Source organism: Streptomyces sp. DH24 (assembly GCF_029813775.1).
GTDB lineage: Bacteria > Actinomycetota > Actinomycetes > Streptomycetales > Streptomycetaceae > Streptomyces.
In genome coordinates this window covers 35950-48855 of sequence record NZ_JARVKW010000051.1, presented here as the reverse complement: position 1 = coordinate 48855, position 12906 = coordinate 35950, and the positions used below count along the sequence as shown (strand labels likewise).

The 12906-nt window shown below is 73.4% G+C and carries 10 protein-coding genes; 9 read left to right on the top strand and 1 reads right to left on the bottom strand.

Features of this window, described 5'->3' with window-relative positions; translation table 11 throughout:
- Window positions 1-145 precede the first annotated feature (145 nt).
- The 5 genes from QC282_RS28580 to QC282_RS28560 all read left to right on the top strand — a co-directional run bounded on the left by QC282_RS28580 (window position 146) and on the right by QC282_RS28560 (window position 7631).
- Complete coding sequence (locus QC282_RS28580; RefSeq protein WP_279552471.1) at window positions 146-4039, top strand: amino acid adenylation domain-containing protein; 3894 nt, start codon at window positions 146-148, stop codon at window positions 4037-4039.
- Window positions 4040-4192: 153 nt separating this feature from the next.
- The gene (gene fabG / locus QC282_RS28575) at window positions 4193-4897 is read left to right on the top strand and encodes a 3-oxoacyl-ACP reductase FabG (protein ID WP_279552470.1); all 705 of its coding nucleotides are present in this window, start codon (window positions 4193-4195) and stop codon (window positions 4895-4897) included.
- Window positions 4898-4957: 60 nt separating this feature from the next.
- The gene (locus QC282_RS28570) at window positions 4958-5755 is read left to right on the top strand and encodes a 4'-phosphopantetheinyl transferase superfamily protein (protein ID WP_279552469.1); all 798 of its coding nucleotides are present in this window, start codon (window positions 4958-4960) and stop codon (window positions 5753-5755) included.
- Window positions 5752-6591 carry a dimethylargininase gene (gene ddaH, locus QC282_RS28565; RefSeq protein ID WP_279552468.1) on the top strand — a complete coding sequence of 280 codons (840 nt, stop codon included), beginning with the start codon at window positions 5752-5754 and terminating at the stop codon, window positions 6589-6591. The genes QC282_RS28570 and ddaH overlap by 4 nt, the downstream gene beginning before the upstream one ends.
- Window positions 6592-6596: 5 nt before the next feature.
- Window positions 6597-7631, top strand: coding sequence for a hypothetical protein (locus QC282_RS28560; protein WP_279552467.1), 1035 nt, complete (start codon window positions 6597-6599; stop codon window positions 7629-7631).
- 153 nt (window positions 7632-7784) lie between these two features.
- Here QC282_RS28560 and QC282_RS28555 read toward each other — a convergent pair whose 3' ends face one another.
- Entirely contained in the window at window positions 7785-8807 is a 1023-nt protein-coding gene (locus QC282_RS28555; protein ID WP_279552466.1) for a Gfo/Idh/MocA family oxidoreductase, read from the bottom strand.
- Window positions 8808-8935: 128 nt separating this feature from the next.
- On the opposite strand from QC282_RS28555, the gene QC282_RS28550 reads away from it, so the two are divergent.
- From QC282_RS28550 to QC282_RS28535, 4 genes are all read left to right on the top strand, one after another.
- A complete protein-coding gene (locus QC282_RS28550) occupies window positions 8936-9673 on the top strand; it encodes a GntR family transcriptional regulator (protein ID WP_279552474.1) in 738 nt (245 codons plus the stop codon).
- Window positions 9674-9897: 224 nt separating this feature from the next.
- On the top strand, window positions 9898-10902 hold the full coding sequence (locus tag QC282_RS28545) for a sugar ABC transporter substrate-binding protein (RefSeq protein WP_279552465.1): 1005 nt from the start codon (window positions 9898-9900) through the stop codon (window positions 10900-10902).
- The gene (locus QC282_RS28540) at window positions 10899-11927 is read left to right on the top strand and encodes an ABC transporter permease (RefSeq protein WP_279552464.1); all 1029 of its coding nucleotides are present in this window, start codon (window positions 10899-10901) and stop codon (window positions 11925-11927) included. Before QC282_RS28545 ends, QC282_RS28540 begins: the two co-directional genes overlap by 4 nt.
- The gene (locus tag QC282_RS28535) at window positions 11924-12715 is read left to right on the top strand and encodes an ATP-binding cassette domain-containing protein (RefSeq protein ID WP_279552463.1); all 792 of its coding nucleotides are present in this window, start codon (window positions 11924-11926) and stop codon (window positions 12713-12715) included. The genes QC282_RS28540 and QC282_RS28535 overlap by 4 nt, the downstream gene beginning before the upstream one ends.
- Window positions 12716-12906: the final 191 nt, after the last annotated feature.

Genomic DNA, 12906 nt, shown 5'->3' with positions numbered 1-12906 from the left:
GGCAGGCGACCGGAGCTGCCGGGCAGGTCCCGGGAGCGCCCTGTCCACCGGGCGGGCGCCGCTGCCCGCCGCCCGCCCGGCGCACCGGACACCCCTGGCACCATCGCGGGCCGTGCCCGCCCGCCCCCTGCCGACGGGACTTGACATGAACAACGAGGCCAGGAGCCTTCCCCTTCTCCCCGCCCAAGAGAGCGTGCTGTTCGCCGAGGCGGCGCACGAGCGGCCCGGCACCCACAGCCTGGCCCTGGCACTGCGGCTCGACGGCCCGCTCGACCGCGCCGCCCTCGACGGCGCGCTGCGTGCCCTGACCGAGCGGCACGAGGCGTTGCGGGTGGGCATCACCGAACACGAGGGCGGACCGCGGCAGTCGATCGCGGACTCGGTGACCGTACCCGTCGAGGAGACCGACCTCACGGCCACGGACCCGGACCTCGTCGACGCCGTCCTCGACCGGCACTTCACCCGGGCACAGGACCGGCCCTTCCGGCTGGACGCGGCGCCGCTGCTGCGGGCCACGCTGTTCCGGCTCGGCGAGCACCGCCACGTCCTGCTGCTCGTCGCCCACCACACCATCGCCGACGGCGACTCCCTCGACGTCCTCGCCCGCGAGTTCACCACCCTGTACGGGGCGTGCGCCGAGGGCCGCCCGAACCCGCTGCCGCCGCCCGCCCCGAGCTACGCCGACCACGTCGCCGCCCGGCTCTCCGCGGCCCACGACCGGCGCCGGACCCGCGCCCTGGAGCACTGGCGCGCCGAACTCGACGGCGCGCCCGCGACGCTGGACCTGCCCATGGCCCGGCTGGGCGGCACCACCCGGCGGCACGCGGCCACCCACCGCCGCGACCTGCCGGCCCCGCTGGCCGCCCGACTGCGCGCCCTGGCCGAGGAACACCGCGCGAGCCTGTTCTCCGTGCTCGCCGCCGGCGCCTTCGCCCTGTTCGGCCGCTACACCGGCGAGCGGGACATCGTGCTCGGCGTGCCCCTGTCCACCCGTCTGGAACCCGGCTCGGAGAACCTGGTCGCCCTGACGGTCAACACCATGCCGCTGCGCGCCAGGTTCGACACCGACGAGCCCTTCCTGCCGCTGCTGCGCCAGGTCCAGGGCCGCACCCTCCAGGCAATGCGCCATCAGGGCGTGGCCTTCCACGAGCTGGTGCAGGCCGTCAACCCGCCCCGGATCGCGGGCCGTCAGCCGGTGTTCCAGCTGGCCCTCAACCACGTCCGCACCGGCCCGCAGGCCCAGCCGGAGGCCGGACTGCGCACCCAGTCCCTGCCGATCGCCAACGCGACGGCCGCGTTCGAGCTGATGCTCACCTTCGTGGAGTCCGGCGACGACCTCCGCATCTACGTCGAGTACGACACCGACCGCTTCGACGACAGCGGCGTCCACGCCCTCGCGGACCACCTGGCCCACCTCCTCGCCGGCGTCTGCGCCCACCCCGAAACCCCCCTCGCCGGCCTCGACCTGATGGACGAGGAGGAGCGGCGGCGCGTCCTGCACCACTGGAACGACACCGCCGCACCCCTCACCGACGACACCGTGCCCGCCCTGTTCGCGCGGCAGGCCGCCCGGCGCGGCGACGCCACCGCCGTCGTCTGCGGCTCGGACACCCTCAGCTACCGCGAACTCGACCGGGCGTCCGCCCGGATGGCCCGGCTGCTCGCCGAACGCGGCGTCGGCGAGGGCGACTTCGTGGGCCTGGCGGCACACCGCTCCGCCACCACCGTCGTCGCCCTGCTCGCCGTGCTCAGAGCCGGCGCCGCCTATGTGCCACTCGACCCCGTCTACCCGCCCGAGCGGCTGGCGTTCATGGTGCGGGACGCCGCCCCCGCCCTGGTGATCAGCGAGTCGTCCGCCGTCGGCAGCCTCCCCGCGGGCCCCGGCGCACCCCCGGTCCTGCTCTGTGACGACCCGCAGGTGCGCGCTGTCCTCGACGCGCCCGGTGACGCCACGTTCGAGCGTGCCGTGACCGCCGACCACACCGCCTACGGCATCTACACCTCGGGCTCGACCGGCCGGCCCAAGGGCGTCGCCGTCACCCACCGCAACATCGCCAACCTCGTCGCCTGGGCGGCGGACGCCTTCGGCGACGGGCTGGAGCGGGTGCTCGCCGCCACCTCCCTGAGCTTCGACGTCTCCGTGTTCGAGATCCTCGGGCCGCTGCTCAACGGCGGCAGCATCGAAGTCGTCCGCGACCTGCTGGAGATCGGCGAGCGCGGCGGCTGGCGGGGCACCCTCGTCAGCGGCGTCCCCTCGGTGCTGGACCGGCTGATCACCGACGGCGCGCCCGACCTGCGCGCCGACCACCTCGTCCTGGCGGGCGAGGCACTGTCCCCGCAGGTCGCCGCCCGGCTGCGGGCCGCCCTGCCGGGGGCCCGGCTGGTCAACGCCTACGGCCCCACCGAGACGACCGTGTACGCCAGCTCCTCCGCCACCCGCGACGACGAGGGCCGGCCCGGGCACGACGCGCCGCCCATCGGGCGCCCGCTGCGCAACACCCGCCTGTACGTGCTGGACGACCGGATGCGGCCCCTGCCCGTCGGCGTGCCCGGCGAGCTGTACATCGCCGGCGCCGGTGTCACCCGCGGCTATCTGAACCGGCCCGACCTCACCGAGGCCCGCTTCGTCGCCGACCCCTTCGGGCCGCCGGACGCGCGCATGTACCGCTCCGGCGACATCGTGCTGCGCCGCCCCGACGGACAACTCCAGTACGTCGGACGCGCCGACGACCAGGTCAAGCTCCGCGGTTTCCGCGTCGAGCCCAGCGAGGTGGAGGCGGTCCTCGCCGAACAGCCCGAGGTGGCCCAGGCCGTCGTCGTCCTGCACCAGGACGGCCGGGGCGAACGCCGGCTGGTCGGCTACGTCACGCCCGCACCCGGCACCACGCCCGACCCCGCCCGGCTGCGCGCCGCGGTCGCCCGGCTGCTGCCCGAGTACATGGTCCCGGCCGCCGTCGTGCCGCTCGACGCGCTGCCGCTGTCGCCCGCCGGGAAGCTGGACCGGGGCCGGCTGCCCGACCCCGGCTTCGGCGCCCCGGCCGGACGCCCGCCCCGTACACCGGACGAGACCGCGCTCGCCGCGCTGTTCGCCGAGGCACTCGGCCTGCCCGAGGTGTCGGCCACCGACAGCTTCTTCGACATCGGCGGGCACTCACTCATCGCGATCCGGCTCGTCCGCCGCATCCGCGCGCGGCTGGGCGCCGAACTGACCGTGCGCGACCTGTTCGAGACGCCGACCGTGCAGGGCCTGGCCCAGCGGCTGCGCCCGGCCGGTGCCACGCCCGCGAGCGCACCGGGCGCGAAGGCCCCGGCCGACGACTTCGGTGTGCTGCTGCCGCTGCGCACCCGCGGCGGCAGGCCCCCGCTGTTCTGCGTCCACCCCGGATTCGGGCTCAGCTGGAGCTACGCCGCGCTGATGCGCCGACTGGACGCGCAGCAGCCGGTCTACGCCCTGCAGGCGCGCGGCATCACCGCCGGCGCACGGATGCCGGACAGCTACCAGGAGTTGCTGGAGGACTACCTGCGCCAGATCCGCGCCGTCAGTCCGCACGGACCGTACCGGTTGCTCGGCTGGTCCTTCGGCGGGCTGGTCGCCCACTCACTGGCCGCGCGGCTGCAGGCCGAGGGCGAGCGGGTCGAACTCGTCGCGATGCTGGACACGGTGATGGTCTCCGGAGACGAGGTCGAACCGGCCGACCTGCGCGAGCTGATCGAGACGGAGACGGCCGCCGTACGCCAGGTCGTGCCCGACGAGCGGCGGCTGCTGGCCGTCGTGGAGAACCTGATCCGGCTGCGCGACCAGTTCCGGCCCGAACGGTACCGGGGCGACGTGCTGTTCTTCGTCGCCGCCGAGGAACCGAACCGGCCGTCCTCGTTCAGCGAACCGTGGCTGCCGTACGTCGAGGGCCGGCTGCTGGAGCACCGAATCGCCTGCACCCACCTGGAGATGATGAACGCCCGGCCCGCCCGGGAGATCGGCGACCTGGTGGCCAAGGCGCTGGACGCGCTCGGCGACAGGCCACCGGAGCGGGACCGCTAGGCCGGGTCCGCACAGGGGCGTCGCGCGGCAGTCGCCCCTGTGCGGACCTGGCCCGGCGCCGCCACGACCCGAACACCGACCCGGACGGCCTTTCCGTACGGGCGCACGGACCGGCTCCCGCGCGGGAGGCCCGGAAACGGAGAAGGACTCACCATGCCCCGAACTGCCCTGGTGCTCGGCGGGAACCGCGGTATCGGCCTCGCCGTCGCACGGCATCTGGCCGCCCGCGGCGACCGGGTCGCCGTCAGCCACCGCACCGGTGAGCCGCCCGCGGGGCTGTTCGCCGTGCGCTGCGACGTCACCGACGCCGAGGCGGTGACCGAGGCCTGCGCACAGGTCAAGGCGGAGCTGGGCCCGGTGGAGGTGCTGGTCCACAACGCGGGCATCACCCGGGACCGGCCGCTCGCCGCCATGACCGCGGAGGACTTCCGGGCACCGCTGCACACCAACCTGCTGGGCGCCTTCCACGGGATCAGGCCGGTCCTGCGGGGCATGATGCGGGCCCGCTGGGGGCGCATCGTCCTGATGTCCTCCACGGTCGCGCTGTCCGGCGCGGTCGGGCAGACCAACTACGCCGCCTCCAAGGCCGGACTCATCGGCCTGGCCCGGTCGCTGGCGCTGGAGGTCGCGGGCCACGGCATCACCGTCAACGTCGTCGCCCCCGGCTACACGGACACGGACATGGTCGCGGCCATGCCCGAGGAGAAGCGGCGAAGCCTGCTGGCGACCGTGCCGATGCGCCGCACGGCCACCACCGAGGAGGTCGCGGCGGCGGTCGGCTACCTCACCGCCGAGACCGCCGGCTACGTCACCGGCACCGTCCTGCCCGTCGACGGAGGAGTCGGCATGGGCCACTGAGCGGCACCCCCACAGCCCCGACACCCGGAGCCGACCGACCCACGAGCGGAGGAACAGGCAGTGCCCATCCCGCCATCGCGCACCGGCGGCACGACCCCGGCCGTGCCCCCCCGCCGGGCCGCCGCACCGGCCACGCCGCAAGAGGCCGTACCGCGACCGGACGGACCCGACCCGTCCATGACCCCGCTCGCCCTGGTGCGCGCCACCGCGGACGTCCTGCCGCTGCTGGACTCGGTCACGCTCGCCCCGTACGAACAGCACCGCGCCGCCCGACTGCCGGCGGGGGAGCGCCGCGAGGACTACCTGGCCGCCCACGCGCTGGTACGGGTGTGCGCGGCGCGCCTGCTCGGCGTGCCGCCCGCCGGTCTGACGCTCGGTCAGGTGTGTGCCGGGTGCGGCGGCGAGGACCACGGCCGGCCCTACCTCCGCGACCACCCCGGCGTCGGCGTCAGCCTGTCCCACGCGCGGGGCGCGGTCGCCGCCGCCGCGGGCCCGGGCCCCGTCGGCGTGGACGTGGAGGACGCCTCGGCCGCGGTGTTCGACGCGCGGGTGGCCGCCCGGTCGCTGGCGCCCGCGGAACTCGCCGCGGTCCGCGCCGCCCCGGACCCCGCACGCTCCTTCCTCCGCCTGTGGGTGCGCAAGGAGGCCCTGGTGAAGGTGGGCGTCACCACGCTCGGCCGACTGCGCGCCGTCGACCTCACGGACCCCGGCGCACCGGCCGGCTGGCGGTTCGCCGACTGGAGCAGTCCCGACGGCCGCCTCACCGCCGCCGCCGTCGCGCGCACCACCCCCGCCGTCGACGGCGGGAACGACCCCGATTCCTCTCGTTCCGCCTATCCAGGAGAGCAGCACGCATGACTGCGAACCAGTCCGTGAGAGACGACCGGAACCGGACGGCGACCCCGCGCCGGTTCCTGATGTGCCCCCCGCGCCACTTCGACGTCACCTACTCCATCAACCCGTGGATGAACCCCGGCAAGCCCGTGGACGGCGCCCTCGCGCTGCGCCAGTGGGAGGGGCTGCGCGACCTGTACCGGGAACTCGGGCACACCGTGCTGGAGATCGAGCCGGTCCCGGGACTGCCCGACATGGTGTTCGCGGCCAACGGCGCGACGGTGGTCGACGGCAAGGTGTTCGGCGCCCGCTTCCGTCACGTCGAGCGCACCGCGGAGGGCCCCCGCTATCTGGAGTGGTTCCGGCGGCAGGGCTTCGAGGAGCTGTACTGGCCGGAGCACATCAACGAGGGCGAGGGCGACTACCTCGTCGTCGGCCGCCGCCTGCTGGCCGGCACGGGCTTCCGCACCGACCCGCGCTCGCATTTCGAGGCCCAGGAGTTCTTCGGGCTGCCCGTCACCAGTCTCCGGCTGGTGAACCCGTCGTACTACCACCTGGACACCGCGCTCGCCGTGCTGTCGGACGACGAGGTGGCGTACTACCCGGAGGCGTTCTCCGAGGGGAGCCGGGCGGTGCTGCGCGAGATGTTCCCGGACGCCGTCCTGGCGACCGACGAGGACGCGGCGGTGTTCGGGCTGAACATGCTCTCCGACGGCCGGCACGTCCTGCTGCCGAAGGCGGCCACCGGACTCGCCCGCCGGCTCGCCGAGCGCGGTTTCGAGCCGGTCGGCGTGGAGCTGACCGAACTCCTCAAGGCCGGCGGCAGCGTCAAGTGCTGCACGCTCGAACTGCGGGGCTGACGCCGATGGACAGCCACATCATCGAGCGGTTCGACGAGACCGCCGTCAACTGCCTCACCGGAAGCTACTCGGTCCTCGCCGGCATCGCCGGCCGCCCGGTGGAGGAACAGGCCGTCTTCGAACGCGGGGACGGCTACCTGTTCCAGGCGGGCCTGGACGAGTCGGGGTATCCGGAGTACATCTTCCCGGTCGAGGAGGCCGGCGCGCTCGGCATGACCCGGTCGGCCTTCACGGTGCACAAGGAGGCCATCGACTTCGGGGCGCCGGGCCCGCAGCTCGAAGCCCTGCTGGAGCGGCACCGGGCGGTCATCGTGTGGGTCAACACCGCTCACCTCAACTACGCCGACGTCTACCGGGACAACAACCCGTACCTGCACGCCGTCGTCGTCCGGGAGATCGCCGCCGATCACGGCCATGTCGAGGTGCACGACAGCCTCGTCGTCGGCCCGCAGCCGTTCAGCTGCCGCGCCGTGGTGACCTTCGACGACCTGATCCGCTCGACGGCCGACCGGATCAAGAGCGACGCGCACGACGCGATGGGCTTCTTCTACGCCGTCTCCGACGACCTCCGCGCCGACGGCCGGGCGCAGGCGACCGGTGAGGGACGTCCGGACGGCGCGGAGCTGAGCGGTGCCCTGGCCCGTCAGGCGGAGCGGTTCTTCGCCGAGGACCGCTTCCGGGAGGCGGTCCGCCGCTACCGGGCGCTGTGCGAGGAGTGCTTCGCGGGGCCGCCCGAACGCGCCGCGCTCGGCGCCCGCCGCCTCTTCCACCACGCCTCGGTCCTGTACGCGGTGCCCAGTCTGAAGCTGATGGCCCGCTCCCTGGAGGTCGCCGGCGCCTCGGACCGCAGCCTGACCCTGCACGAGGAGGCCACCCGGCACTGGGAGGCCATGGGCGTGCTCGCCCTGCGCTACGAGGCGACGTCCGCGCCCTCCGTGCTGAAGCGGATCACGCAGCGGTTCGAGCAGCTGGACGAGGTGACGGAGAAGCTGTGGGCGTCCGTGGCGGCCGACTCGGAGGTGCGGCACCGGTCGTCGTGAACACCTGCCCGGCACGAGGCGCGGGAGCCGTGGCCACCGGCACCGCACGGGGCGCCACGAAACGCGCCTCCGCGGCTGCGCTCGACGGGAACCGCCGGGTGGAGGGGTGGCGCCCGGCCCCGCGGCGCGGGCGCGGGTCACGGGGAGTGGGACTCACCCCGTCGGCGACTCGCGCCCGCCCGGGATCTCCACCAGCCGTACCGGTCGGCGGTCCCGGCGGGACACCTCGCAGGCCTCGGCGACGCGCAGGGCCTGCAACGCCTCGCGCCCGTCGCACGGGTTGGGCCGCTCGCCCCGCACCACCTCCACGAACGCCGACAGCTCGGCCGCGTAGGCGGGCGCGAAGCGCTCCAGGAACCCCGACCACGGTTTGTCGGCGGCGGGCGGCCCGGTCGGCTCGGTGGACGCGATCGGCGTACGGTCGTCCAGGCCGACGACGATCTGGTCGAGCTCCCCGGCCAGCTCCATGCGGACGTCGTAACCGGCGCCGTTCAACCGTGTCCCGGTGACCGTCGCCAGCGTGCCGTCGTCGAGCGAGAGCAGCGCCGCGGCCGTGCCCACGTCACCGGCGTCCCGGAACATCCGCGGCCCGGCGTCGGACCCGGTGGCGTACACGTCGACCACCTCCCGCCCCGTCACCCAGCGCAGCACGTCGAAGTCGTGGATCAGTGTGTCCCGGTACAGCCCGCCGGACAGCGGCAGGTACGCGGCGGGCGGCGGCGCCTGGTCGGACGTCATCGCCCGGACGGTGTGCAGCCGCCCGAGCCGCCCCGACCGCACCGCGTCCCGAGCACCCGCGTATCCGGTGTCGAAACGGCGCTGGAACCCCATCTGCAGGATCGTCCCGGCCGCCTCCACCTCGGCGATCGCCTGCAGCGTGCCCGGCAGGTCGAGGGCGATGGGCTTCTCGCAGAACACCGGCAGCCCCGCCCGCGCCGCCCGGCCGATGTAGTCGGCGTGGGCCGGTGTCGCCGTGGTGATCACCACGGCGTCCACGCCCCACCGGAAGATCTCGTCCACGCCGGGGGCCGCCGTCTCGCCCAGCCGGTGCGCCAGCTCCTGGGCCCGCGCGCCGTCGGTGTCCGTGAGGATCAGGGACCCGACGTCGCGATGCCGGCTGAGTGTGTTCGCGTGGATGGTGCCGATGCGGCCCGTCCCGATGACCCCGATGCGCATGGAAACAAAGTGCGGCCCCGCCCCGCCCCTGTCAATGCGTATGTCCGGACAACCGAACTACACAACTTCCCGTCAACAACGCACGGAGCTACGCTCGGGCCGTGCCGAAACCAGGAGTGGACCCGACCGTGCAGCTCGATCTCCGTGTGGACCGCAGCTCCCCGGTGCCCTTGTACTTCCAGCTGTCGCAGCAGCTGGAGGCCGCGATCGAGCACGGCGCGCTGACCCCCGGCAGCCTGCTCGGCAACGAGATCGAGCTCGCGGCCCGGCTCGGCCTGTCCCGGCCCACCGTCCGCCAGGCCATCCAGTCCCTCGTCGACAAGGGACTGCTGGTGCGCCGCCGGGGCGTCGGCACCCAGGTCGTGCACAGCCAGGTCAAACGCCCCCTGGAACTGAGCAGCCTCTACGACGACCTGGAGTCGGCGGGCCAGCGCCCGGCCACGAAAGTCCTGGTCAACGCGGTCGTGCCGGCCTCCGCCGAAATCGCGGCGGCGCTCGGCGTCGCCGAGGACAGCGACGTGCACCGCGTCGAACGGCTGCGGCTCGCGCACGGCGAGCCGATGGCGTACCTGTGCAACTACCTGCCGCCCGGCCTGCTCGAACTGGACACTGGCCAGCTGGAGGCGACGGGTCTGTACCGGCTGATGCGCGCCGCCGGGATCACCCTGCACAGCGCCCGTCAGACCATCGGCGCCCGCGCCGCCACGGCCGCCGAGGCGGAACGGCTCACCGAGCCCGAGGGCGCGCCGCTGCTCACCATGCAGCGCGTCACCTTCGACGACACCGGCCGCGCGGTGGAGTACGGCACGCACACCTACCGGCCGTCCCGCTACTCCTTCGAGTTCCAGCTCCTCGTACGGCCCTGAGTCCGGCCGGCACCGTCCGGTCCCGGCCCGTCTCCGCCGCCGGGTTCGTCTCAATGTCCGGACAATGCGACCGAGTCGCCCTCCCCGGTCGCCGGATGCATGATCCCTGTGTTCGACAATGGGGCGTTTGGGGCCGGTGGGACAATCCGCGACCTGCCCCTCGCGCACCACGGAACACAGCAAGAGAACACAGCAGGACAACACAGCAAGAAGGGCACGGCCTCGTGGCACGGTTTCGGACCTGGGTAGGCATCGCGCTGGCGGGGGCACTGTGCACCTCCCTCGCGGGGTGCAGCAGCACCGGTGGCAAGCGGGCGGAGGACGCCCGCAAGGCCGCGGCGGCCCAGGGGAGGGCGGCGGTGGACACGCCCCGCTGGACCTTCGCGATGATCACCCACTCGGGCGATGGCGACACCTTCTGGGACATCGTCCAGAGCGGCGCGGAGCAGGCCGCCGTCAAGGACAACATCAACTTCCTCTACTCGCACGACGACGAGGCGCAGCAGCAGGCGCAGCTCGTGGACGCGGCCGTCGACAAGAAGGTCGACGGGATCATCGTCACGCTCGCCAAGCCCGACGCGATGAAGGCGGCCCTCGCGCGCGCCGCGAAGGCCGGCATCCCGGTCGTCACCGTGAACTCGGGCTCGGAGAAGTCCAAGGAGTTCGGCGCGCTCACCCACATCGGCCAGGACGAGACGATCGCGGGCGAGGCCGTCGGCGAGGAGCTCGACGGGCGCGGGAAGAAGAAGGTGCTCTGCGTCCTGCACGAGCAGGGCAACGTCGGTCACGAGCAGCGCTGCGACGGCGTCGAGAAGACCTTCGGCGGCACGGTGCAGCGGCTCTACGTCAACGGCACGAGCATGCCGGACGTGCAGTCCGCCGTGGAGGCCAAGCTCCAGTCCGACAAGGCGGTCGACGCGGTCGTCACGCTCGGCGCGCCCTACGCGGACACCGCCGTGAAGGCCGGGCAGGCCGCCGGCAGCCGTGCCGAGATCGACACCTTCGACCTGAACGCCAAGGTGGCCGCCGGCCTGAAGGACGGCACCCTCGGCTTCGCCGTCGACCAGCAGCCCTACCTCCAGGGCTACGAGGCGGTCGACCTGCTGTGGCTGTACAAGTACAACGCCGACGTCCTCGGCGGCGGCCGGCCGGTGCTCACCGGGCCGCAGATCATCACCAGGGCCGACGCGGCCGAGCTCGAGGAGTACACGAAGCGGGGCACCCGATGAGCGCCCTCACTGACGAAAGGTTTCTGCCGAGGTCTCCGCTGCGCGCCCTGCTCGGCCGCCCGGAGCTCGGCTCGGTCGTCGGCGCGATCGCCGTCCTCGTGTTCTTCGCGTTCGCCGCCGACGGCTTCCTGCGCGCGGCCGGCCTCAGCACGGTCCTGTACGCCGCCTCGACCATCGGCATCATGGCGGTACCGGTCGCGCTGCTGATGATCGGCGGCGAGTTCGACCTGTCCGCCGGCGTCATGGTCACCTCGTCGGCGCTGATCTCGTCCATGTTCAGCTACGGGATGACCGCCAACGTCTGGGTCGGCGTCGGCGTGTCCCTGCTGGCCACCCTGGCGATCGGCGCCTTCAACGGCCTCATGCTGACCCGCACGAAACTGCCGAGCTTCATCATCACGCTCGGCACGTTCCTGATGCTGACCGGCATGAACCTCGGCTTCACCAAGCTGATCGGCGGCACCGTCTCCACCAAGACCATCGCCGACATGGAGGGCTTCCCGACGGCCCGCGACGTCTTCGCCTCCACCCTCACCGTCGGCGGCGTCGGCTTCAAGATCACCATCGTGTGGTGGCTCGCCCTGGTCGCCGTCGCCTCCTGGATCCTGCTGCGCACCCGCGCGGGCAACTGGATCTTCGCCGTCGGCGGCAACCAGGACGCGGCCCGCGCGGTCGGCGTCCCGGTCGCCCGCACCAAGACCGGCCTCTACATGGGCGTGGCGCTCGGCGCCTGGATCTCCGGCCAGCACCTGCTGTTCTCGTACGACGTCGTCCAGTCCGGCGAGGGCGTCGGCAACGAGCTGATCTACATCATCGCGGCCGTCATCGGCGGCTGCCTGATCACCGGCGGCTACGGCAGCGCCGTCGGCTCGGCGGTCGGCGCCCTCATCTTCGGCATGACCAGCAAGGGCATCGTCTTCGCCGAGTGGAACCCCGACTGGTTCAAGTTCTTCCTCGGAGCGATGCTGCTCCTCGCGACCCTGCTCAACGCCTGGGTCCGCAAGCGCGCGGAGGCCACCAAGTGACGCAGACCGCACAGCGCACGCCGCTCGTCGCACTGTCCGACGTCAGCAAGTACTACGGCAACGTCCGCGCCCTCGAAGCCGTCTCCCTGGACGTCCACGCGGGTGAGATCACCTGCGTCCTCGGCGACAACGGCGCGGGCAAGTCCACCCTCATCAAGATCATCGCGGGGCTGCACCGGCACGACGGCGGCACCCTCCGCCTCGACGGCGAGGAGACCACGCTGGCCTCCCCGCGCGAGGCCCTGGACCGCGGCATCGCCACCGTCTACCAGGACCTGGCCGTCGTCCCGCTCATGCCGGTCTGGCGGAACTTCTTCCTCGGCTCCGAGCCCCGCAAGGGCGCCGGCCCCTTCAAGCGCATGGACGTCGACCACATGCGCCGCACCACGCACGCCGAGCTGCTGCGCATGGGCATCGACCTGCGCGACGTCGACCAGCCCATCGGCACCCTGTCCGGCGGCGAACGCCAGTGCGTGGCGATCGCGCGGGCCGTGTACTTCGGCGCGAAGGTCCTGGTGCTGGACGAGCCGACGGCGGCCCTCGGCGTGAAGCAGTCCGGCGTGGTCCTGAAGTACGTGGCGGCGGCCCGCGACCAGGGCCTCGGTGTCGTCTTCATCACGCACAACCCGCACCACGCCCATCTGGTGGGCGACAGGTTCGTCCTGCTGAAGCGTGGGGCGATGGTCGGCAACCACGAACGGGACGCCATCACCCTGGACGAACTGACGACGCAGATGGCGGGCGGCACGGAGCTCGACGAACTGCGCCACGAGCTGCGACGCCGCTGAAGAACCGCGCCGCGAACGGCCCCGCCCCGACCAACGGCACCCCGGGCCGCCGCGCCGCGGACGGGGCGCGGGCCCGCGCCGGCCCACGGCCGCGCCGCCCCGGGGCGACCGGCCACGGACCGCCCGCACCCGGCGGCGACCGGGCACCGCCCCCGTCCTGCCCTGTTCGGTGTTGTCCGTGACCGTGCGGC

What these genes read in the sequence shown, in the direction of transcription:
- QC282_RS28555 (WP_279552466.1), bottom strand. Translation starts at nt 8,807, where the DNA reads ATGCGCATCGGGGTCATCGGGACGGGCCGCATCGGCACCATCCACGCG.
- QC282_RS28560 (WP_279552467.1), top strand. Translation starts at nt 6,597, where the DNA reads ATGGACAGCCACATCATCGAGCGGTTCGACGAGACCGCCGTCAACTGC.
- ddaH (WP_279552468.1), top strand. Translation starts at nt 5,752, where the DNA reads ATGACTGCGAACCAGTCCGTGAGAGACGACCGGAACCGGACGGCGACC.
- QC282_RS28540 (WP_279552464.1), top strand. Translation starts at nt 10,899, where the DNA reads ATGAGCGCCCTCACTGACGAAAGGTTTCTGCCGAGGTCTCCGCTGCGC.
- QC282_RS28580 (WP_279552471.1), top strand. Translation starts at nt 146, where the DNA reads ATGAACAACGAGGCCAGGAGCCTTCCCCTTCTCCCCGCCCAAGAGAGC.
- fabG (WP_279552470.1), top strand. Translation starts at nt 4,193, where the DNA reads ATGCCCCGAACTGCCCTGGTGCTCGGCGGGAACCGCGGTATCGGCCTC.